The following is a 22,384-nucleotide window of genomic DNA, read 5'->3' on the forward strand; positions in this document are numbered from 1 at the left end:
GCGAACCCAACTCAGCGCATGGCCAGACGTCACCCATGAGGCGATTCCTAAACAAACTCCGGTTGAATCTGCGGGGCGGCACGACAAGGCGCGGCGCGGAAGGTGAGACCTCCCGACAAGAGTCGCAAAACGGCGTCCTGCAAGACGAGGATCTACCTGCGGCGCTAACAGCCCAGATCTGGGGGCCGTTGGATCTGACCAACGACGGTATTGTGCTGCTCGATCCAAGCTGGAAAATCATGGCGGCCAATGCACGAGCCCTGGCGCTTTTGCAATGCCCACTGGTGTCTGTGCGCGGGTGTGATTTCTGGGAAGCTGTCGCGGAAGAAATTGCAGAGCAGTATCAAAGTCCCACGTGCCGGGCGATGAGCTCTCTGACGCGGCGTACCTTTGTTGCCAATCATGAGTTCGAAGACCGCTGGATCGAATACACCTTCAGCCGGTACCCGCCGGGTTACGTCGTCAACCTCAGGGACGTAGCCGCCACGCAAAGGATGCGGCGCCTGCTGGAGGACAACGTACGCTATAACCAGCTCATTTTTGAGGCCAATCCCAACGCCATGTGGATATTCGACAGCGACTCGCTGCAGATTCTTTCGGTTAACCAGGCGGCCGTCGAGTTTTACGGGATTGCGCGCAAGAAGTTCTTGGCGCTCCAAATGGGGGCGTTATTTCCGGATGGAGAAGGCGCTGAGCTGCTGAGTTCTTTGTACTCCGCCGCCAAAGCGCGGAGCGAAGCCCCGCTCGACCTGCGGCTGTGCAAGCAACAAAAAATGGATGGGGAACTGGTGCTGGTAGAGCTGGCCTGCGGCCAAGTTAACTGGAACGGCCACCAATCCGTACTGGTCAGTCTTGCGGACCTTACTCAGCGGCACCTTGCCGACAGCACCCTGAGACGGGCCAACACAGCGCTTGAAGAAACGCTGGCATTGCGGCAAAGCGAATTGCAAAATGCCAACCGCGATTTAGCCGCCTTCACGCAGGCGGTGACCAGCGACTTGCAGGACTCTTTGCATGTGGCCAACGGTTTCGCGGCGAAGCTGGCGGAAAAATATTCCGCTTTGCTGGACCAGCAAGGGCAGCACTACGTCAGCCGCATTCAGGCCAGTACCCGCCAGCTGGCCACGCTCGTCGACGACCTGCGAACGCTCGCTCAGTTGTCGCAGCAGGCTGGAAACCTTGAAAAGTTCGATCTGGTGCCCGTGTGTCGCTCGATCTTTGCAGATTTGCGTCGTCAGGATCCGTACCGGGTCGTGGCGATTGAGATGGAAACCACTTTGCCGCTGGTCGGCGACAAGAGGCTCCTGATAACGGCGTTGGGGTGTTTACTCGGAAATGCCTGGAAATTTACATCCAAAAAATCCGAGGCATGGATCAAGGTCGGATTGCAGTCTGGCGACAGTCCAGGCGACCTGATAGTGGTGGTGTCGGACAACGGGGCCGGTTTTGACGCAACGTACAGCAGCAAACTTTTCAAAGCGTTTCAGCGCTTGCACTCCTCAGCCGACTTTCCCGGCAACGGTTTGGGTCTGGCTATTGTCAAACGCGTGGCCGAAAGACATGGCGGAACGGTATGGGCGGAAACCACTGATCAGGCGGGAGCCAGTTTTTTTATGGCACTTCCGCAAGTGGCCGCACGCGACCCATAAATGGGAGCATCAGCGCGCGCTGAATCGGTAAATTCCATCCTGGTCGAGCGAGCGCTTCAGTTGACCATCCAACCACAACAAATGCAGGTGTGCGAGCGACTCCCCCATTGCGAAAGTCGTCTGATGCAGATCGAGTTTGCGTTTGAACATGATCGGCAGGATGTCTGCTGCGCTGTGAGCCCTAACCGTGCAAGCTTGCATGACTTCAGCCAGCCGATCCCGGTGGTGATCCTGCAATTGCGCGATCCGGGTATGCAATCCGTAGAACGGTTTTCCGTGCGAAGGCAGGGTCAGGGTGTCTGGGCTCAGCGGCAAAAATTTGTTGATCGACTCCAAAAACAGCGCGAGTGCGTTGGCTTCGGGCTCCATGTCGTAGACGCTCACATTCGTCGAAATGCGCGGAAGCACCATGTCGCCGCTGATTAACACGCCGACAGGGGGTCTGGTCGAACCGTCTTCGAGTGCTGGTGTTCCAGCGGTCGCTGGCGTCAACGAAATATCGGCGCAGTAAAGCGCGATGTGTTCAGGGGCATGACCATAACCGCTGATGCAGCGCCAGTTTTTTCCGCCAATTTGTATCTCTTTCCCATCCATCAGGCGGCAATAGCTGTCCGGCACCTCAGGCACCATGTTCGCGTAGTAGCTGCCTCGACCTTTGATTTTTTCGACGGATTCGGCATCGGTAAGGCCATGGGCGGAAAAGAAACGGGCCGCGCTTTCGCCGCCAAAGCCGGTAGTGCTTTGGGCTCCGATGCGGGCGGCCAGGTAATCGGTGGCGCTTATCCACAAACGGCACTCGTAACGGGCCGTGCTCCAGCGCTGGCAAATCCAGTGTGCCAAACCGATATGGTCGGGGTGCATGTGAGTCACAATAACCCGCAAGATAGGCAAGCCTTCCAGCTGCGTTTCGAAAATGGTTTCCCATTGAGATTTGGACTCTTCCTTGCTGATGCAGCAGTCCACCACGCTCCAGCCCTGAATTTTGGTGTCCGCCTGATGGGGATCGTCGAGCTCATCGCGCAGCAACCACAGGTTGATATGGTCGAGTGCGAACGGCAATCCCATGCGGATCCACTTGATGCCCGGCGCGATCTCCAGGGCGGTGCCCGCCTCGGGCAGCGTATTGCCAAATGCGTAGTCAAGTTGCTGCTCAAGGTAGTTCATGTAATATTCGCGTCATGTTTGACGTTTACGTAAACGTCATATCCACCTAATTGTAGGGAAAGCGCGGAGATTGCGCTGTCGGGTCTGTCTCTATTTCGTCCTCTTCATTACCAATGGCCACCACTTACACCATCAGCGATCTGGCAAAAGAGTTTGACCTGACCACGCGCGCCATACGGTTTTACGAAGACATGGGCCTCCTGCAGCCGCAGCGCGAGGGGCCGGGCGGCCGAAACCGCGTCTACACGCCGCGAGATCGCACCCGGCTCAAACTGACCCTGCGCGCGAAGCGGTTAGGTCTGTCGCTGGGAGAGGCGAAGGAAATCATCGACTCCTACGACAGTCCCCGGGATACGGCTCCGCAACTGAAAAAATTTTTGACTGTTCTGGCCGAGCACCGCAAAAAACTACACGCGCAAATGACGGACCTGCAGGCCAATCTGGAAGAGATTCGCACGCACGAAAAAGAGGCTAAAGCGCTGCTCGGTAAAGCTCAAAAATTAAAATAAGCCATAATTGACGTTTACGTAAACGTCAATTAAAAGACACTTTTACAAGCACCTCCAGAAACTTTTTTGAAGACTTCCACATGAATGCAGTTACCGCACCGTCAGCGTTGTTTCAGCGCATTGAAATGAGTTTTTTACGGCAGGGGCTGATGCAGCATTTAGGCGCCCGGCTGGTGCGCGTAGAGCCGGGGCTGTGTGAAGTCGCGCTGCCGTATTCGGAGCGCGTTAATCAGCAGCAGGGCGGATTCCACGGCGGTGCCATGGGCGCGCTGGCGGATATTGCCGGCGGTTATGCTGCATTGACGGTGGTGGCAAGTGACGCTGAAGTGACGACCGTGGAGTACAAAATTAATTTTCTGGCCGGCTTTAGTGAGGGCGAACTGCGCGCGATTGGCCGGGTCTCAAGAGCTGGAAAGCGCATCATCGTGACGACGGCAGAGGTGATGCACCTGGATGCCAACGGCAAGGAAAGCGCCTGCGCGCTGATGCAGCAAACCATCGTTCCCGTGCCCAAGACTTACTAGCCAAGTATTTGCTATTCGTACCCGTGCGCTCGGCGCTTCAAGTGCACGCCCTTCCCTAGTTTTTAGCGAAAGATTCCATCATGACCAACCTGCCAGGACTTAATTTCCAACTCGGTGAAGACATTGACGCCTTGCGCGACGCCGTGCGTGAATTTGCCCAAATTGAGATTGCGCCGCGCGCCGCTGAAATTGACCGCAACGATCAGTTTCCGATGGACTTGTGGCGAAAAATGGGCGCGCTCGGCTTGCTCGGCATCACCGTGGGGGAAGAGTATGGCGGCGCGGGAATGGGCTACCTGGCGCACATGATTGCCATGGAAGAGATTAGCCGCGCCAGCGCCTCGGTGGGGCTCTCGTATGGTGCGCACAGCAATCTTTGCGTTAACCAGATCAAGCGCAACGGTAGCGAGGAGCAACGTCAAAAATATTTACCCAAACTGATTTCCGGCGAACACGTCGGAGCGCTGGCCATGAGCGAGCCTGGCGCGGGCAGCGATGTACTTTCCATGAAACTGAAGGCGGAAGAAAAGGGGGGCTATTTTCTCCTCAATGGCAGCAAAATGTGGATCACCAACGGCCCCGATGCCGATACGTTGGTGGTGTACGCCAAGACAGAGCCCGAGCTCGGTGCGCGCGGAGTGACCGCCTTTTTGATTGAAAAAGGCATGAAAGGATTTTCAGTCGCACAAAAGCTCGACAAGCTGGGCATGCGCGGCAGCCACACCGGAGAGCTGGTATTCAATAACGTGGAAGTTCCGGCGCACAACATTTTGGGCGGACTGAACAGTGGCTCCAAGGTGCTCATGAGCGGGCTGGACTACGAGCGCGCCGTTCTTACGGGTGGTCCCTTGGGCATCATGCAGTCGGTGATGGACAGCGTTGTGCCCTACATCCACGACCGCAAGCAGTTTGGTCAGAGCATTGGCGAGTTCCAGTTGATTCAAGGCAAGGTCGCCGATATGTATACGGTGCTGCAGGCCGGGCGTTCGTTTGCCTACACGGTGGCCAAAAATCTCGATATGCTTGGCACAGACCACGTGCGCCAAGTGCGCAAAGACTGCGCTTCGGTCATTTTGTGGTGCGCCGAGAAGGCCACCTGGATGGCCGGCGAGGGCGTACAGATTTTTGGTGGCAACGGCTACATCAATGACTATCCACTGGGGCGCCTCTGGCGCGATGCCAAACTCTATGAAATTGGTGCAGGCACCAGCGAAATTCGCCGCATGTTAATTGGCCGCGAGTTGTTCGCAGAAACCATGTGATCCAGGAGTCAGGCGAGAATCAGAGCCATGACCTCATCCATACAAGACCTTTTTAGCCACAATCGCGCTTGGGCGGCGCGAATGGAGGCCGAGCGCCCGGGCTTTTTTACAAGCCTGGTTCAGCAGCAGACGCCCAAATACATGTGGATCGGTTGCTCTGACAGCCGCGTGCCCGCCAACCAGATTACCGGGCTGGAACCGGGCGAGGTATTTGTGCACCGCAACGTGGGCAATGTGGTGGTGCATTCAGACCTCAATGCCTTGTCTGCTATTCAGTTTGCCGTCGAGCGGCTCAAAGTGCGCGACATCATGGTGGTCGGGCACTACGCCTGTTCAGGCGTACAGGCGGCTCTTGAAAGTGCGCGTGTCGGTCTGGCCGACAACTGGATACGCCACATCCAGGATGTGCGGCACCGGCACCGGCAGATGCTCGACAGCTTACCCGACAAGGTCCGCGCAAACGCCTTGTGCGACATCAATGTGATCGAGCAGGTGGTGAATGTGTCGGTCAGTACCGTGATGGTGGATGCCTGGGCCAGAGATCAGAAAGTTACGGTTCATGGCTGGGCGTTTGGGGTGCACGATGGCCTGCTGCAAGACTTGCAGATGAGCGTCTCCCGCCCCGAGGAGTTGGAGCACCATTACCAAAGGGCTATCGACCGGGTCTGGGATGTCTGGAATGCCCCCCGCGACAAGGTCTGACCATGTTTCCGCAGCGCCTTGACTCGACCATCGCCTACGACATCGCGAAAGCGATGAGGGACGGGTTCAATCGCCATTACAAGCTGTTTCGTACCGAGTCGGCACGTGCCAAGCACCGGTTTGAGACGGCCGACTGGCATGGGCAACAACGCGCCCAGCGCGAGCGCATCGAGTTTTACGACCTTCGGGTGCGCGAAGCGTCGACACGGCTTGAGCGCGAATTCAAGGCCGGCGAGCAGTCCATGGACGTCTGGCATCAGATCAAGCTGCATTACATCGGCTTGTTGGTCAATCATCATCAGCCCGAGTTGGCTGAAACCTTTTTCAATTCAGTCACCACCAAAATCCTGCACCGCAGCTATTTTCAGAACGATTTCATTTTTGTCCGTCCAGCGGTCAGCACCGAGTACATTGAGAACGACGAGCCGACGGCGCGGCCGACCTACCGCGCTTATTACCCGACCCGTGAAAGCATGCGCGAGGTCATCGTCAAGCTGGTGCAGGCGTTCGAACTGCACCTGGAGTTTGAAGACCTTGACCGCGATGCAGGCTACGTCCTGGAAGCCGTGAACGAGCGGCTCAAAGACGTTAAATTAAGAGCCAACTTTCAGATCCAGGTGCTGTCGGGTCTGTTTTTTCGCAACAAGGGCGCCTACGTCGTCGGCAAAATCATCAATGGGTTTGGCGAGGTGCCGTTCGCTTTGCCGATTCTGCATGGCAAGAGCGGAAAACTTGAGATCGATGCGGCGCTGTTTGGTGAAGATGATCTGCTCATTCTGTTCAGTTTTGCGCGCGCTTACTTCATGGTGGATATGGGCATTCCGTCTGCTTATGTACAATTTTTACGCAGCATGATGCCGCGTATGCCGCGCGCGGAAATTTACAACGCGCTGGGCCTGGCCAAACAAGGCAAGACACTTTTTTACCGCGACTTTCTCTATCACCTTCGGCATTCCACGGACAGGTTCCGCATTGCGCCCGGCATTAAAGGCATGGTGATGCTGGTGTTCGACCTACCTTCGTTTCCCTATGTCTTCAAGGTTATCAAGGACTACTACCCGCCGCAAAAAGACACCTCGCGTGAACAGATCAAGGGAAAATATCTTCTGGTGAAGCAGCATGACCGGGTCGGCCGGATGGCTGACACGCAGGAGTACAGCCAAGTGGCGTTCCCGCGCGAACGCTTTGACGACGAACTGATTGCTGAAATTCAAAAATTCGCGCCCAGCCAGCTGGAAATCACTGACGGCGACGGCGACGGCAAGATGGAAGTGGTCATCAAGCATGTGTATATCGAGCGGCGCATGATTCCGCTGAATATTTACTTGCAGGAAGCGTTCGATGTCGGAGTGACCGAGCCCGCTGCCAAAGAGCAGATTGAGCGTGCAGTTGTCGAATACGGCAACGCCATCAAGGACTTGGTTGCGGCCAATATTTTCCCCGGCGACATGCTGTGGAAGAACTTCGGTATCACGCGTCACGGCAAAGTCGTTTTCTATGATTACGACGAGATCGAATACATCACGGACTGCAAATTTCGCCGGGTGCCGACGCCGCGCAACGAAGAAGAAGAAATGAGCGGTGAGGTGTGGTACACCGTCGGGCCAAAAGATGTATTCCCTGAAACCTTTGGTCCGTTCCTGTTGGGTAACGACACGGTACGTGAGGTCTTCATGAAGCACCACGGCGACCTGCTTGATTCGGCGTTCTGGCAGAGTCACCAGGCGCGCATCCAGGCCGGCCATGTGTTCGATGTTTTTCCGTATGAGCGCAGCAAGCGCTTTACGGTCATGTACCCCAAGGAATGCACCGTATGAGCCGACGCTTTCTGGTCCTGTGTGTCGTGCTGCTGGGATCGTTCTGTGCGTCTGCAGATGCGCAGACCTCCAAAATGCGGGAGATCCCAACTCGCCCCGGCGCGACAGCGCGTTTTTTGTGGATCGCACCGGCTCAGTTTCACACTTCGGTCATCCCGGTGGTGGGCGGCGATGGGGGGCTGCAGAGGGCTTCCGACGGCAGCGCAGCCTGGATCCGCGAAACCCTGGTCGGCTGATGCACTACTCACCTATCTTCTCCTTCATTTCCATTTTCACTTTTTAAGGAAAAAATATGTCTGATTCCATCGTGATTCTCGGTGCGGCCCGCACGCCTATGGGTAGCTTTCAAGGCGCTTTCGCCAGTTTGTCGGCGCATGATCTTGGTGGGGCAGCCATCAAGGCCGCCATTGAACGCTCGGGCATTTCGCCCGAAAAAGTGGACGAAGTGCTGTTTGGTAACTGCCTGATGGCGGGGCAGGGCCAGGCGCCTGCGCGGCAAGCCGGGTTCAAGGGTGGACTTCCTGCCAGTACGGGCGCCGTGACCCTTTCCAAAATGTGTGGCTCTGCCATGGAAGCTACCCTGCTGGCGCATGACCAGCTTTTGGCCGGTAGTCGTGATGTGATGGTTGCCGGCGGTATGGAAAGCATGACCAACGCGCCGTATTTGCTGCCCAAGGCGCGCGCCGGTATGCGCATTGGCCATGACCGGATTTTTGACCACATGATGCTTGACGGTCTGGAAGATGCTTACGAGCCGGGTCGCTCCATGGGTACTTTTGGCGAGCAGTGCGCCGATAAATATAAATTCACCCGCGAGGCGCAGGACGCCTTTGCGATAGCCAGCGTGCAGCGCGCCAAAGCGGCTACCGAGTCCGGCGCTTTCAGCGAAGAGATTACGCCGGTCACCGTCAAAGGCCGTGCTGGCGACACCGTCATTTCAATTGACGAAGGCCCGGGCAAGGTCAAGCTCGACAAAGTTGCGACGCTCAAACCCGCTTTCAAGAAAGACGGCACCATCACGGCGGCGTCGAGTTCGTCTATCAGCGATGGCGCCGCAGCGCTGGTACTGACCCGCGAATCCACGGCGAAGGCACTAGGCGCCAAGCCGATCGCCCGCATCATCGGTCACGCCACCTTTGCACAAGCGCCCGACTGGTTCACCACTGCGCCCATCGGTGCGGTGAAAAAGCTACTCAAGAAAATTGGCTGGAGCGTCGGTGACGTAGAGTTGTGGGAAGTGAATGAGGCGTTTGCCGTCGTTCCCATGGCGGCCATGAACGATCTTGACATCAGCCACGCGATCATGAATGTGAACGGTGGAGCCTGCGCGCTGGGTCACCCGATTGGTGCCAGTGGTGCCCGAATTATCGTCACGCTGATTTATGCATTGAAGGCGCGCGGGCTGACAAAAGGCTTGGCAACGCTGTGCATAGGCGGGGGCGAGGCCACAGCAATTGCTATTGAAGTGCTATGAATAATATAGCTTGCTGAATATTTAAATAAAGAGCGGGAGAGTCATTTGGTACTTAATCAAGAGCAGGAACAGGTTCGCGATGCGGTTCGGGCGTTTGCGCAAGAAGAACTTTGGCCTCACGCCGCGCGCTGGGACAAAGAGCACTATTTCCCGAAAGAGGCGCATCAAGGCTTGGCGGCACTTGGCGCCTACGGAATTTGCGTGCCCGAGGAATTCGGCGGCGCCAACCTCGACTACGTGACCCTGGCGCTGGTGCTCGAAGAAATCGCTGCGGGCGATGGCGGCACCAGCACGGCGATCAGTGTGACCAACTGCCCCGTCAATGCCATTCTCATGCGGTACGGCAATCAAGCACAAAAAAAGCAGTGGCTTACGCCGCTGGCCCAAGGCCAGATGCTGGGGGCGTTTTGCCTGACCGAGCCGCATACCGGCAGCGACGCGTCGTCGCTCAGGACTACCGCGATAAAAGCTGGCGACGGCTATGTACTCAACGGCGTCAAGCAGTTCATCACCAGCGGCAAGAACGGCCAGATTGCTATCGTCATTGCCGTCACTGATAAAGGCGCGGGCAAAAAAGGTATGAGCGCCTTTCTGGTACCAACCGATGCCCCCGGCTATTCGGCGTCGAGGCTCGAAGACAAGCTGGGCCAGCATTCCAGCGACACGGCGCAGGTCAACTTCGACAACTGCCGCGTTCCGGTCGAGAACCTGATCGGTGCTGAAGGCGAAGGCTACAAGATCGCCCTGGGCGGGCTTGAAGGTGGGCGCATCGGCATTGCCGCGCAAAGTGTGGGCATGGCGCGCAGCGCGTTCGAGGTGGCGCTGAGCTATGCCAAAGACCGCCAGAGTTTTGGCACCGCCATTTTCAATCACCAGGCGGTCGGCTTCAGGCTTGCGGAATGCGCGACCAAGCTGGAAGCGGCCCGCCAGCTCATCTGGCACGCAGCCAGCCTGCGCGATGCCGGCCGGCCCTGCCTGAAAGAGGCCGCCATGGCCAAGCTGTTCGCCAGCGAAATGGCCGAAGAAGTCTGCAGCGCCGCCATCCAGACGCTAGGAGGCTACGGTTATGTGAGCGACTTTCCGGTCGAGCGGATCTACCGCGATGTGCGAGTCTGCCAAATTTATGAAGGCACCAGCGACGTGCAAAAGATCATTATTCAGCGGGCGTTGGCTTGAGGTCATCTTTTTCATCCATTGATTGAAGGAGACATTCATGCCCATTACCAAAGGTTTCCAGGCCCTCGTCGATGAGGCGATGGAAGAAGTCAAAACCTACTCGGTCGAGGCCGTAAAAGCGCGGCTGGCTGATCCAGCGGTGCAAATCGTCGACATCCGCGACGTGCGCGAACTGGAACGCGAAGGCACGGTGCCCGGTGCTTTCCTGGCGCCGCGCGGCATGCTGGAGTTCTGGGTCGATCCCGCCTCGCCCTATTTCAAGCCTGTTTTTGGCGACGACGGCAAGGAGTTCATCCTGTTCTGCGGCGCCGGCTGGCGCAGCGCGCTGGCCACGAAAACGCTGCAGGACATGGGCATGCGCAATGTTGCCCATATCGACGGCGGCTATGCCGAGTGGGTAAAGCAGGGCGCGCCGACCGAGACGCTGGAAGCACGCAAGGCCAAAAAAACCTGAGTGCCTCAGGGCCCGGCTTAAAACCTGCCTTGGGTTGCCGCTGGGCGCTTGCGTGCGTCAGCCCGTCAGGATCAGTCGCAGCGTTTGCAGCTTCTGCGCCATGAACCCAAAAAACGCCGACACCCGGGGCGTGCGCCTGCGGTGCGGCTGCCGTGGCGCGCCACGGCCAGAAAGTGCTTGAGATCGTCCCAGTCGAACATGGCCAGCTCCCCATTGTTGGGCCCCCATTATGCAAATTTGCGGCTTGCGCGCTGGGGCACGTCTACCTAGACTGGCAGGTATCGCCACCGCCGATGAAAGGTCCTGTTATGAAACCGCAAATCCAAGCCTCACGCCGCACGCGCACGGTGTACCTGACCTCGTTACTGGCCGCCGTGCTGAGCGCCGTTCCCAGCTCGGCGGCACACGCACAGGCGCTTGGCCAGGCGGCCCCGAAACTGGTCCTGAAGGAGAGCGTCCAGCAGATGCCCAGGTCAGACACGCAGGAGGTCAGGGTGCTGACCGCGTCGTTCAAGCCGGGCGACAAGACCGTGTTCCACACGCACCGCTCCCCCGTCACGGTGTATGTGCTCGAAGGGCAATTCACCCTGGACCTCGAAGGCAGGGAGCCCGTCGTCATCAGCGCGGGGCAGGCCTATGTCGAGCCGCCCGGCGTGAAAATGACCGGCTACAACCGGAGCGCGACCGCGCCCCTGCGGGTGGTCATCTTCTACGTGAGCGAGCCCGGCACCCCGTTTCTTGACCCGGCGCACTGAGCCGGCGACCCATGCGCAACATGCGAGCAGAGCGTATAACTGATGCCTCTATGCAACCCGAACCTTTTGTCCGCGAAGCAGGCGCCGGCTCCGGCGTTGTCTGCCTGCACTCCAACGCCAGTAGCTCGGGGCAGTGGCGCGCGCTGATTGACGAGCTGGCGCCCGGTTTTCACGTGTTGGCGCCCGACTCGTACGATGCTGGCAAGAGCCCTTCCTGGCCATCGGACCGAACCATCAGCCTGAGTGATGAAGTGGCGCTGATAGCGCCGGTGCTGGCCCGCGCTGGTTCGCCCTGCATGCTGGTCGGGCATTCTTACGGCGCGGCCATTGCGCTAATGGCGGCACTTACCTCGCCCGTCCGCATCAGCGCCCTTGCGCTGTATGAGCCGACCCTGTTTTCACTGCTCGACGCCGAGTCGCCTTCTCCCAATGAGGCGGACGGCATCCGCCAAGCCGTGGCGCGCTGTGGCGACGCTCTGGATGCGGCAGACTCCGGCTCGGCAGCGCGCCACTTTATCGATTACTGGATGGGCGAGGGCTCTTGGGCGCGCACGCCCGAGGCGCGCAAGCCGCCCATCGCCGCGTCGGTCGCCAACGTGCGCCGCTGGGCCCACGCCTTGTGGACTGAACCCACGCCGCTGGTGGCCTTCCGTTCGCTGAACGTGCCGGTGCTCTACATGACGGGCGAGCAGTCAACCCGCTCCGCTCGCGGTGTGGAGCGGTTGCTGACTCAGGCACTGCCGAAAGTCGAAATCGTAGCGTTCGAGCAGCTCGGTCACATGGGCCCGATCACCCACCCTGAGGTGGTCAACCCGGTGATCGAGCGGTTTTTGCGGGTCTGTGCAGCGGGTGGATGAACTTGCCGGCCCCGGTGTAAGCGGTATACCTTCGGCCGCGCACAATGCTAAGCTGCTATTTTGACTTTTATCCATCCGAAGCGAGCCCCCACCATGTCCGGACTACTCCCCAACGTTGACCCTGACGGCCTGCTCGAGTTCTCGGTGGTCTACACCGACCGCGCGCTCAACCACATGTCGCGCAGCTTCCAGGGCGTGATGAACGACATCTCCAGCATCCTGAAAGAGGTGTACCGCGCGCATTCCGTCGCGCTGGTGCCCGGCAGCGGCACTTACGGCATGGAAGCGGTGGCGCGCCAGTTTGCCACTGGCAAGCCGGTGCTGGTCATCCGCAACGGCTGGTTCAGCTACCGCTGGTCGCAGATATTCGACATGGGGCACATCCCCGCATCAAGCACTGTGCTCAAGGCCCGCAAGACGCACTCCGGCGCCCAGGCTCCGTGGGCGCCCGCACCGATTGCCGACGTGCAGGCGTCAATAGCCCAAGAAAAACCCGCGGTCGTCTTTGCCCCGCATGTGGAAACCGCTTCCGGCATGATCCTGCCCGACAACTACCTGCGCGACGTGGCCGACGCCGTGCATGCGGTGGGCGGTCTGTTCGTGCTCGACTGCATTGCCTCGGGCGCAATGTGGGTCGACATGCAGGCCACGGGTGTGGACGTGCTGATTTCCGCGCCGCAAAAAGGCTGGAGCAGCTCGCCCTGCTGCGCCATGGTCATGCTCAGCGAGCGCGCCCGTGCAGCCATTGAAAGCACCACCAGTTCCAGTTTTGCCTGCGATTTGAAGAAGTGGCTGCAGATCATGGAAACCTACGAGAAAGGCGGCCATGCCTACCACGCCACGCTGCCGACCGACGCCCTGGCTCGCCTCTGCGCCGCCATGAAGGAAACCCAAGCCTACGGTTTTGCCAAGGTGAAGGCCGAGCAGGAAGCATTGGGCAGCAAGGTGCGCGCCCTGTTTGAAAGCCGTGGCCTGCCGAGTGTTGCAGCGGTTGGCTTCAAGGCGCCTGGCGTGGTGGTCAGCTACACCACCGACCCCGAGATCCAGTCCGGCCGCAAGTTCCTCGACCAGGGCCTGCAGACCGCCGCCGGTGTGCCGCTGCAATGCGATGAAGGCGCAGATTTCATGAGCTTTCGCGTCGGGCTGTTCGGGCTGGAGAAATGGCACCATGTGGACCGCACGATGGGGCAGCTGGCGGCGGCGCTGGACCGGATGGGGTTGGCTGCGCCTATGGCTGTGGCGATTGCCGGCTGATCGAATAGGGGGCCTTTGCAGCGCCAGCGCCGTAAAGAATGCCTGGTGCGCGGACGCAAGATGATTCGCAGGGCGGTCAAAGCGGGGGGCAGGATTCACGAGTGGTGCGAAGGGCTAAGAAGTCCCCATTCGTAGGCTATGACTCAAGCGGACTCCTCTGCAAGGCTGGTCCAGTACGTTCTCACAGAGGTGTTCCGATCAAAAATCGATAGGACTCAATGACGGGCGTAAGGCCACGCTTCCCCACGATCTGAAGCATCAACCCGTCCAGGCGAAGGGCGCGAAGTGCCCATTGCGCGTGCCCGTAGCGTCGTCCCAGTCGATGCCGAAAACGTGAAAGCTGCTGCGCTTCGCCTTGGCAAGAGACAGCCGGCTATTCACCGGATGAGCGGTGTTGTCAATGCAGATTGCTTGATTGGGATCGGCGACACTCGCGACGCCTTCGCATGCCTGGTCGAGCAACTCTCCTGCGCGCATCGAGCGATTCAGCCCTTCGATCTCGAATCGAATCGGCCGCCGCTCGACGCCTGCAATCCTGCCAACGAGCGGTGCGAGCGCGGCCATCGGGCCACCGGCCGACCCGGTGGCGATGGCACTGATCGCCTCAACCTGGTGCTCCGTAGCTGCGTCGTCGACGATAAGCCCGACGGTAATGTTGCCCTCGCCCATTGCGCCCGGCGAATGCATCATTACGACGAACGACAGCCCGTCGAGCTTAATGCCGTCCTTCGCACCTTTGTCGATGCGCATCGTGATCGCGGCCTTGCAGTCACCTTCGGTCGGTCGCGCCGCGAGGTTGGAGGGGATGCAAGGGCAGAGAAATGCGCAATTGCATGTCTCCATGTATTGACCGGTGATTTGCCAGGTAGCCATAGCGATACTCCTTGAACGAAGGTGCTTGTTTGGATGTCCGCTTTGAGGGAACCAATCCGTTGTCGTTGCGACTCCACCCGAAACAGTCTATTCCGATGTTTGAGCCTTCGCAATGTCGCATCTTCACCATGTTTGCAACCTGCATATTGCCAAAAAAGCCAATCCAAATCGATGACACCCCGGCTTGACTAGCTGTCGAAACACGCGCATCGTTCCAGGAAGTTCGAGAACTGGCGAAGGACGGTGACCGATGCGACAACAAGCGGCTGACAGCGCGCCACAAGGCATGACCACCCTCGTTGCCCGGCAGTCAAAGCTGACGGCGGGGATACTGGCAATCAGCGTGATCGGCTGGATGTTCCTGGCCTGGATCGCGGTCGACATGAGCCAACCGTTTGCGCAACTGACGATGCCGGATTCTTCCAACTGGAGCGCCGCCAGCGTGCTTGCGATCTGGATCATGTGGGCGCTCATGATGGCCGCGATGATGTTGCCGTCGGCACTGCCGATGATCCTGACCTTCGTCAATCTGAGCGTTCGCAGTGGAGAGCGGGCGCGGGGAGGCAGCTTTGTTGCAGCCTATTTGTTCGTCTGGGTCGTCTTCAGCGCGGGGGCTACGGCGGCACAGTGGGCACTACAGGCCATGGGCTGGGTCAATCCGATGATCGTCAGCACGTCGGCTTTACTGACTGCAGTGTTGCTGCTCGTCGCTGGTGTCTATCAGTTTTCGCGCCTCAAACAGGTATGCCTTTCGCGTTGCCGCACACCGATGGGTTTCCTGCTCGGGGAGTGGCGCGCTGGCTTGTATGGTGCCTTCGTAATGGGGGTGCGGCATGGCCTGATGTGCGTGGGCTGTTGCTGGGCGTTGATGGCCTTGCTTTTCGTGGGCGGGGTCATGAACCTCGCCTGGATCGCCGCGCTGTCGATTGCAGTCGCGATTGAAAAATTGGCGCCGAGAGGAGAACGACTGGCGTCGGCCCTGGGGCTTGGGCTGATTACGGCAGGTCTGGTCAAGTTGCTGGCCCTCGTGAGCTAGGCGCCAGCGGCCTGGGTGGCGAACCGGTAAGCCACTTGATGCGTGGAGGGCATGCGTTGGATGCATTGGAAATGCGCTTCGTGGTGCGCTGCGAAGCGGGCTTTCCGTCTATGCGCAATTGCCCGGCCTGAACTCTGTAAAAATCAGAACGATGAACAATATCTTGACGCGCATGAACGACGCAAGGCCGGCCGATGGCTGCGCTGCCTGAAGTAATGAGCACACCGTGCCCCTGCGGCCGCACCGCCACGAAGGCGACCCCTAAAAACAAGACGGCCAAAACCCAGCACCTGCCTTTCTCGGCCTGCTGCGGCCCGTACCTGAACGAAGCCACCGCCGTGCCAGCGCCCGATGCCGAGACGCTGATGCGCTCGCGCTACAGCGCTTTCGTGCTGGGCCGCCGTGACTATCTGCTGGCCACTTGGCATGCCAGCACCCGCCCCACCGAGCTCACACTCGACCCGGCTGCGAAATGGCTGGGGCTGGAAGTGCGCTCGCACCGGCCGCTAGACGCCAACCACGCGGAAGTGGCGTTCGTCGCCCGCTGCCGCGAGGGTGGTCGTGCGATTCGTTTGCACGAGCTAAGCCGATTCGTGCGCGAGCAGGGACACTGGTTTTACGTCGATGGTGACCAGTTTTAAGCCAAAAATGTCTTTTGCGCATGTTCTGCGTGCGTAAGCCGCTATTAAAAAGCGAGTAACCATGAAATTTGAAGCAATCTTGTTTGACTGCGATGGCGTGCTGGTGGACAGCGAACCGATCACCAACGGCGTGCTGCGCGACATGCTGGAAGAGGGCGGCTGGTCACTCACAGCCGCGGAATGTATGCGGGTTTTCGTCGGCAAGGCGGTGCGCGACGAACGGTCCCTGATCGAGTCGCGTACCGGCCGGCCGCTGACCGAGGACTGGATGGCCGAGTTCTACGCCCGGCGCAACGTCGAGTTGCAGGCCCACCTACAGGCCATTACCGGCGCGCACGAAGCGGTAGCCGCCGCACATGCCCATGTGGCGCAACGCATCGCCTGCGCATCGGGCGCGGACCGCTTCAAGGTGGAAATGCAGCTGGCCCAGGTGGGGCTGATGGACTATTTTGAAGGGCGCATCTTCAGCGGACACGAAATGCCGCGTTCCAAACCGGCGCCCGATGTCTATCTGGCCGCCGCAGCGCATTTGGGCGTACCGGGCCAGCAGTGTCTGGTGATCGAGGACACGTCCACAGGGGTCACGGCGGGCGTCGCTGCCGGAGCCACGGTGTGGGCCTATTGCCCGCTGCCCGAGTGCGGTCCGGCTCTATTGCAAGCCGGTGCCGGCCTCCTCTTCGCTCACATGGCCGACTTGCCGCCGCTGTTGGCAACCGCTTGAGCGATCTGTAGTGCCGGTTGCCTGTTTACCGGGCATCGTGTTGAAACCCCCATCGGGCGGCGATTTCGAGGGTTTTCCCTAGGCGTATGCACAAACTTGTCCACAGAAGTTGTGCACGAGCCGCCCGCGTCAGGCCAAAGGCTGGCCCAAACGCCTGAATTCAGCCGGGGATTGGCCGGTCCAGCCCCGAAAGGCGCGGATGAAGCTCTTTTCGTTTTGAAATCCCGCTGCCTCGGCCACCTGCTTGATGGGGCGGCCGGTGCGAAGCAACAGGTCCAGCGAGCAGGCTCGGCGAACGTCGTCTTTCAGGGACTGCAGAGACGCCCCTTCCTCTTTCAGTTGGCGGTGTAAGGTGCGCGGGGAGACGTGGAGCAGTGCCGCCAAGGCGTCCGCGCTGTGGGTCTGCGCCGGATGGGCCGCCAGTGCGTGGCGCACCCGCTGCACCAGCAGGCGGTCGCGCCGGTACTGCAGGACCGTGAGTGGCAAGGCGCGCTGCAGCATTTGTTGCAATGCGCGCTCATCCCGTCGCAGCGGCAAGGCCAGGTAGCGCGTGTCAAAACGAAGGGTGGTCAGCGAGGCGGCGAAAGCGATGGGGCCCGGAAACAGGATGCCGTACACATCGCAATGCGGCGGCGCTGTAAACGGAAATTGCGTGCCGAGCAGCGGAATGCGCGAGTCAATCAGCCAGCAGGCCAAACCGTGGATGTTTCTCAGTACCGATACCAGACAGAACTCCCGCAGAGCGCCCAAGTCCCGGTGTTCGGTAATGGACAACTTTGCCGTGTCGCCCTCCAACTCCAGCTTGAGCGTGATGTCCCCTGCAATCAGCCCGTGGTGCCGGCACCATCGCTTGAGCGCCACGCCCAGGCTGGGTGCACTGATGGAGGCCCGTGCCAGCATGCCGTAGCTGCCCCAAGGCAAGCGCCGGCTAAACCAGCCCAGCGCCTCATCGTCCAGTTCCTGCATGGCGGCGTCGGAAATACGCTCCATTTGCCAGGCAGTGATCCGCGACGCTGCGTCGAGCAGCGCAGAAGGCGCGATTTGTGCCTGCGCCAGCGCGCCGGCAGGGCTGATACCGCGGCGTTCATAAGCCAGCATGATCGCCAGCACAAAAGCCATTGGCGTCACGGCGGGGGCGCCGGCGGGGCGGGAACTGCTGGCAGAAGGCATGGTCAAGCGGGGCGTCATGGCTTGAAGTGTGCTCGTGGGTGGCACGATTTGCAACCTCTATGGCCAGTGGGAATCCGTCGCTGCTTCTATGCTTGGTCCATACTGTCCGCACCTGCCCATGGTGGCGGCCGCAAGGAGACAGAGATGAGCCAAGACCTTTTCGCATCGCCCCCCCTGACACGGAGTCTCGCCCGGGGTAACACCGACGTGCCGCTGATCGAGCAGCCGATCGGGGCTTATTTCGACACCATCGTGGCCCGCCATCCCGATCGCGAAGCGCTGGTGAGCGTGCACCAGCGCCGCCGCTACAGCTACCGCCAATTGCAGCGTGAGGCCAATCGTCTGGCCAGCGCCTTGCTCGGGCTCGGCTTGATGCCCGGCGACCGGGTTGGCATCTGGTCGCACAACAACGCCGAGTGGGTGCTGGTGCAACTGGCCACGGCCAAGGTGGGTCTGCTGTTGGTGAACATCAATCCGGCCTACCGCACGGCCGAAGTCGAATACGCGCTCAACAAGGTCAACTGCAAGGCCTTGGTGACCATGGCGCGCTTCAAGACCAGCGACTATCTCGGCATGCTGAGGGAGCTGGCGCCGGAATGGTCGCACGCAAAACCAGGCGAACTGGCCTCCATTGTTTTGCCGCACCTGAAAACCGTGATCTGGATTGACGAGCCCGGCCAGGGCGTTGAGCAGCCGGGCCTGCTCCGGTTTTCCGACCTGCTGAAACGCGGTGACCCGGACGACGCGCGCTTGACCGACATCGCCTATCAACTCAAGGCAAGCGACCCCATCAATATTCAGTTCACCAGCGGCACCACGGGCTTCCCGAAGGGCGCCACGCTGACGCACCGCAATATTCTGAATAACGGCTTTTTTATTGGCGAGGCCATGAAGCTGACCCCCGCCGATCGCTTGTGTATTCCGGTGCCGCTCTACCACTGCTTCGGGATGGTGTTGGGCAACCTGGCTTGCTTCACGCACGGCGCCACCATCGTCTACCCGAACGACGGCTTCGACCCGCTGACCGTACTTCAGACCGTGCAAGACGAGCAGTGCACTGGCCTGCACGGCGTTCCGACGATGTTCATTGCTGAACTCGACCATCCGCGTTTTAAAGAGTTCAACCTGTCCACCTTGCGCACCGGCATCATGGCCGGTTCGCCTTGCCCGATAGAAGTGATGGAGCGCGTGATGACCGACATGCACCTCCGTCAGATCACCATCGCCTACGGCATGACCGAAATCAGTCCGGTGAGTTGCCAGAGCTCCATCGACACGCCGCTGGACAAGCGCGTGTCCACCGTAGGTCTGGTGCAGCCTCACCTGGAGGTCAAGATTCGCAACCCCGAGAGTGGCGAAATCGTCCTGCCCGGGGTGTCGGGGGAGTTGTGCACGCGCGGCTACTCCGTCATGCACGGCTACTGGGACGATCCGGCGCGGACGCAGGAAGCGATCGACACCGAAGGCTGGATGCACACCGGCGACCTCGCCACCATGGACGCAGAGGGCTACGTCAACATCGTTGGCCGGATCAAGGACATGGTGATTCGGGGCGGCGAAAATATTTATCCTCGTGAGATTGAAGAATTCCTCTACCGCCATCCCAAGGTTCAGGACGTCCAGGTGGTCGGCTTGCCCGACAAACGTTTTGGCGAGGAACTGTGTGCCTGGGTCGTGACTCGGCCCGGCGAGACGCTGACCGAAGATGAAATCCGCGCCTTCTGCAAGGGCCAGATTGCGCACTACAAAATCCCGCGTTACATTCGCTTCGTGTCGGGCTTCCCCATGACGGTCACCGGAAAAATCCAGAAGTTCAAGATCCGCGACGAAATGAAAAACCAGCTCGGGCTGGAAGAAGATAAAACCGCTTGAAAGAAACCGGCTCCATGACCACGCTCGAAACCAAACTTAACGCCCGCTCCGCCGACTTCTGCGCCAATGCCGCCGCCATGCGCACGCTGGTGGACGACCTCACTGTTCAACTGGCCAAAGCTGCAGCAGGCGGCGGCGAGGCAGCCCGCGCCAAGCACACGGCACGCGGCAAGCTGTTGCCGCGCGATCGGGTGCAGATGCTGCTGGATCCCGGTACGCCTTTTCTGGAGCTGGCCCCGCTGGCTGCCTTGGGGATGTATCCCGATCGTGACGGCAGCGACAGCGCGCCTTGTGCCGGACTGATTACAGGTATCGGCCGCGTCAGCGGAGTTGACTGCATGATCGTGTGCAACGACGCCACCGTCAAAGGCGGCACCTACTATCCGCTCACGGTCAAAAAGCATTTGCGTGCCCAGGAAATTGCGCAGCAAAATAACTTGCCTTGCATCTATCTGGTGGATTCGGGTGGCGCGAACCTGCCGAATCAGGACGATGTATTTCCGGATCGCGACCACTTTGGCCGAATCTTTTTTAACCAGGCCAACATGAGCGCGCTTGGCATCGCACAGATTGCCGTGGTGATGGGTTCCTGCACCGCAGGCGGCGCGTATGTTCCCGCCATGAGCGATGAAAGCATCATCGTCAAGGATCAGGGCACCATTTTTCTGGGCGGGCCACCGTTGGTCAAAGCCGCCACGGGCGAAGTGGTCAGCGCCGAAGATCTGGGTGGTGGCGATGTGCATACTCGCCTTTCGGGCGTGGCCGATTATCTTGCAAAGAATGACCTGCACGCGCTGGCGCTGGCACGCAGCTCCATCAAGAATTTGAATAAAAGTAAAGCCTTGGCGCAATCAACCAGGCCGCCAACGGCGCCTAAATTTGGAGCGGAAGAACTCTACGGGATCATTCCAAAAGACACCCGCAAGCCGTTCGATGTGCGTGAAATTATTGCCCGCATCGTGGACGGCAGCGAATTTGACGAGTTTAAGGCGCGCTACGGCACCACGCTGATTTGCGGCTTCGCCCACATTGAAGGCATGCCAGTCGGCATCATTGCCAACAACGGCATTTTGTTCAGCGAGTCGGCGCTCAAGGCGGCGCACTTCATCGAACTATGCTGCCAGCGCAAGATACCTCTGGTGTTTTTGCAGAACATCACCGGCTTCATGGTGGGCCGAAAATACGAAAACGAAGGCATCGCCCGCAACGGCGCCAAGATGGTGACGGCAGTGGCCACGGCGGCGGTTCCCAAGTTCACAGTCATCATCGGCGGCAGTTTTGGCGCCGGCAACTACGGCATGTGCGGCCGGGCGTTTTCGCCACGCTTTCTTTGGATGTGGCCGAATGCGCGCATCAGCGTGATGGGCGGCGACCAGGCGGCTGGCGTGCTGGCGACGGTCAAGCGCGACGGTATCGAGGGCAAGGGCGGTACCTGGAGCGTGGAAGAAGAAGAAGCCTTCAAGGCACCGATCCGCAGCCAGTACGAGATTCAGGGCCACCCTTATTACGCGACCGCACGACTCTGGGACGACGGCGTCATTGATCCGGCCGATACCCGCCGGGTACTCGCGCTGGGCTTGAGCGCCTCGCAAAATGCACCGATTCCCGAGACGAAATTCGGCCTTTTCCGGATGTAGGCCATGACGACTGCACTCGAAACTACTCAAGATGGCGCGGTGCTGACGCTCACGCTCAGCCGCCCCGACATCCGCAATGCCTTCAACGACGAGGTAATTGCCGAAATCACCGCTGCGTTTCAGGATGCGGCCAGCCGTGCCGAGGTCCGCGCCGTGGTGCTGGCTGCCGTGGGCCCGGCCTTTTGCGCTGGCGCGGATCTGAACTGGATGCGCCGCATGGCCGACTACAGCCGCGCTGAAAATCTGGCTGACGCCGGAGCGCTGGCCGAGATGCTGCGGGTGATGTATGAATGCCCCAAGCCGACCATCGCCCGCATTCAGGGCGATGTCTATGCCGGTGGCATGGGGCTGGTGGCGGCTTGCGACATGGCGGTCAGCGTGGACAGCGCCAACTTCTGCCTGAGCGAGGTCAAGCTGGGATTGATTCCGGCCACCATCAGCCCGTATGTGATCCGGGCCATGGGCGCGCGGGCCGCCCATCGTTATTTTTTGACGGCCGAGCGCTTTGATGCGAAGGAAGCGCACCGCATCGGGCTCGTCCATGAAGTGGTGAGTGCCGACGCACTGGACGCCAAGGTAGCGGAAATGACCCACGCCTTAATCAACGTCAGTCCAAATGCCGTGCGGTCCTGCAAGCGGCTGGTGCAGGAGGTGGCCGGTCACGCGATTGACGTCCAGCTGATCGCCCGCACCGTCGAAGGCATCGCCGACATTCGCACCAGCAGCGAAGGCCGGGAAGGGGTTCAGTCCTTCCTGCAAAAGCGCAAGCCGTCCTGGCTGGCATGAGGCCGTTGATGAGCACGGAAGCCCGATCCCTTGCCCGTCCGTACCAGTATC

The 22,384-nt window shown here is 59.8% G+C and carries 22 protein-coding genes; 19 read left to right on the top strand and 3 right to left on the bottom strand.

Features of this window, described 5'->3' with window-relative positions; translation table 11 throughout:
• Positions 1–35: 35 nt before the first annotated feature.
• Positions 36–1,649, top strand: a complete 1,614-nt coding sequence (locus HHJ16_RS15110) for an ATP-binding protein (RefSeq protein ID WP_296901909.1) — start codon at positions 36–38, stop codon at positions 1,647–1,649.
• A 9-nt stretch (positions 1,650–1,658) separates the two neighbouring features.
• Here HHJ16_RS15110 and HHJ16_RS15115 read toward each other — a convergent pair whose 3' ends face one another.
• Complete coding sequence (locus tag HHJ16_RS15115; protein WP_296901911.1) at positions 1,659–2,813, bottom strand: MBL fold metallo-hydrolase; 1,155 nt, start codon at positions 2,811–2,813, stop codon at positions 1,659–1,661.
• 113 nt (positions 2,814–2,926) lie between these two features.
• Here HHJ16_RS15115 and HHJ16_RS15120 point away from each other — a divergent pair, with 113 nt between their 5' ends.
• The 12 genes from HHJ16_RS15120 to HHJ16_RS15175 all read left to right on the top strand — a co-directional run bounded on the left by HHJ16_RS15120 (position 2,927) and on the right by HHJ16_RS15175 (position 13,597).
• A complete protein-coding gene (locus HHJ16_RS15120) occupies positions 2,927–3,322 on the top strand; it encodes a MerR family DNA-binding transcriptional regulator (RefSeq protein WP_296901912.1) in 396 nt (131 codons plus the stop codon).
• An 80-nt stretch (positions 3,323–3,402) separates the two neighbouring features.
• Complete coding sequence (locus HHJ16_RS15125; RefSeq protein ID WP_296901914.1) at positions 3,403–3,846, top strand: PaaI family thioesterase; 444 nt, start codon at positions 3,403–3,405, stop codon at positions 3,844–3,846.
• Positions 3,847–3,926: 80 nt separating this feature from the next.
• Positions 3,927–5,108, top strand: coding sequence for an isovaleryl-CoA dehydrogenase (locus HHJ16_RS15130; protein ID WP_296901916.1), 1,182 nt, complete (start codon positions 3,927–3,929; stop codon positions 5,106–5,108).
• Between the two features lie 27 nt (positions 5,109–5,135).
• Complete coding sequence (can, locus tag HHJ16_RS15135; protein WP_296901917.1) at positions 5,136–5,810, top strand: carbonate dehydratase; 675 nt, start codon at positions 5,136–5,138, stop codon at positions 5,808–5,810.
• Between the two features lie 2 nt (positions 5,811–5,812).
• Complete coding sequence (aceK, locus tag HHJ16_RS15140; RefSeq protein ID WP_296901919.1) at positions 5,813–7,627, top strand: bifunctional isocitrate dehydrogenase kinase/phosphatase; 1,815 nt, start codon at positions 5,813–5,815, stop codon at positions 7,625–7,627.
• Positions 7,624–7,863, top strand: coding sequence for a hypothetical protein (locus HHJ16_RS15145; RefSeq protein WP_296901921.1), 240 nt, complete (start codon positions 7,624–7,626; stop codon positions 7,861–7,863). Before aceK ends, HHJ16_RS15145 begins: the two co-directional genes overlap by 4 nt.
• Positions 7,864–7,919: 56 nt before the next feature.
• Positions 7,920–9,101: an acetyl-CoA C-acyltransferase gene (locus HHJ16_RS15150; protein ID WP_296901923.1), complete on the top strand. Its 1,182-nt coding sequence runs from the start codon at positions 7,920–7,922 to the stop codon at positions 9,099–9,101.
• Positions 9,102–9,146: 45 nt separating this feature from the next.
• Positions 9,147–10,277 carry an acyl-CoA dehydrogenase family protein gene (locus HHJ16_RS15155; RefSeq protein WP_296901925.1) on the top strand — a complete coding sequence of 377 codons (1,131 nt, stop codon included), beginning with the start codon at positions 9,147–9,149 and terminating at the stop codon, positions 10,275–10,277.
• A gap of 37 nt (positions 10,278–10,314) precedes the next feature.
• A complete protein-coding gene (locus HHJ16_RS15160; RefSeq protein WP_296901926.1) occupies positions 10,315–10,731 on the top strand; it encodes a rhodanese-like domain-containing protein in 417 nt (138 codons plus the stop codon).
• 308 nt (positions 10,732–11,039) lie between these two features.
• Positions 11,040–11,486, top strand: a complete 447-nt coding sequence (locus tag HHJ16_RS15165) for a cupin domain-containing protein (RefSeq protein WP_296901928.1) — start codon at positions 11,040–11,042, stop codon at positions 11,484–11,486.
• A gap of 50 nt (positions 11,487–11,536) precedes the next feature.
• Entirely contained in the window at positions 11,537–12,343 is an 807-nt protein-coding gene (locus tag HHJ16_RS15170; RefSeq protein WP_296901930.1) for an alpha/beta hydrolase, read from the top strand.
• Positions 12,344–12,436: 93 nt separating this feature from the next.
• Positions 12,437–13,597: an aminotransferase class V-fold PLP-dependent enzyme gene (locus tag HHJ16_RS15175; protein ID WP_296901931.1), complete on the top strand. Its 1,161-nt coding sequence runs from the start codon at positions 12,437–12,439 to the stop codon at positions 13,595–13,597.
• Positions 13,598–13,855: 258 nt separating this feature from the next.
• On the opposite strand, the gene HHJ16_RS15180 is transcribed toward HHJ16_RS15175, so the two are convergent.
• Positions 13,856–14,470, bottom strand: coding sequence for a DUF1326 domain-containing protein (locus HHJ16_RS15180; RefSeq protein ID WP_296901933.1), 615 nt, complete (start codon positions 14,468–14,470; stop codon positions 13,856–13,858).
• Between the two features lie 250 nt (positions 14,471–14,720).
• On the opposite strand from HHJ16_RS15180, the gene HHJ16_RS15185 reads away from it, so the two are divergent.
• The 3 genes from HHJ16_RS15185 to HHJ16_RS15195 all read left to right on the top strand — a co-directional run bounded on the left by HHJ16_RS15185 (position 14,721) and on the right by HHJ16_RS15195 (position 16,868).
• Complete coding sequence (locus tag HHJ16_RS15185) at positions 14,721–15,506, top strand: DUF2182 domain-containing protein (protein WP_296901935.1); 786 nt, start codon at positions 14,721–14,723, stop codon at positions 15,504–15,506.
• Positions 15,507–15,700: 194 nt separating this feature from the next.
• Positions 15,701–16,147, top strand: a complete 447-nt coding sequence (locus HHJ16_RS15190; RefSeq protein ID WP_296901937.1) for a YchJ family metal-binding protein — start codon at positions 15,701–15,703, stop codon at positions 16,145–16,147.
• Between the two features lie 61 nt (positions 16,148–16,208).
• Complete coding sequence (locus HHJ16_RS15195; RefSeq protein WP_296901938.1) at positions 16,209–16,868, top strand: HAD family phosphatase; 660 nt, start codon at positions 16,209–16,211, stop codon at positions 16,866–16,868.
• Positions 16,869–16,997: 129 nt separating this feature from the next.
• Here the strand turns inward: HHJ16_RS15195 and HHJ16_RS15200 are convergent, their stop codons facing one another.
• Positions 16,998–18,056: an AraC family transcriptional regulator gene (locus HHJ16_RS15200; RefSeq protein ID WP_296901940.1), complete on the bottom strand. Its 1,059-nt coding sequence runs from the start codon at positions 18,054–18,056 to the stop codon at positions 16,998–17,000.
• A gap of 126 nt (positions 18,057–18,182) precedes the next feature.
• Between HHJ16_RS15200 and HHJ16_RS15205 the strand changes: the two genes are divergently transcribed.
• The 3 genes from HHJ16_RS15205 to HHJ16_RS15215 are packed head-to-tail and all read left to right on the top strand — an operon-like array spanning position 18,183 to position 22,333.
• On the top strand, positions 18,183–19,910 hold the full coding sequence (locus HHJ16_RS15205; RefSeq protein ID WP_296901942.1) for an AMP-binding protein: 1,728 nt from the start codon (positions 18,183–18,185) through the stop codon (positions 19,908–19,910).
• 14 nt (positions 19,911–19,924) lie between these two features.
• On the top strand, positions 19,925–21,547 hold the full coding sequence (locus HHJ16_RS15210) for a carboxyl transferase domain-containing protein (protein WP_296901944.1): 1,623 nt from the start codon (positions 19,925–19,927) through the stop codon (positions 21,545–21,547).
• Between the two features lie 3 nt (positions 21,548–21,550).
• Entirely contained in the window at positions 21,551–22,333 is a 783-nt protein-coding gene (locus HHJ16_RS15215) for an enoyl-CoA hydratase/isomerase family protein (protein ID WP_296901946.1), read from the top strand.
• Positions 22,334–22,384 lie beyond the last annotated feature (51 nt).

The sequence above is a fragment of the Polaromonas sp. genome (assembly GCF_012927485.1).
Taxonomy (GTDB): domain Bacteria; phylum Pseudomonadota; class Gammaproteobacteria; order Burkholderiales; family Burkholderiaceae_C; genus Polaromonas.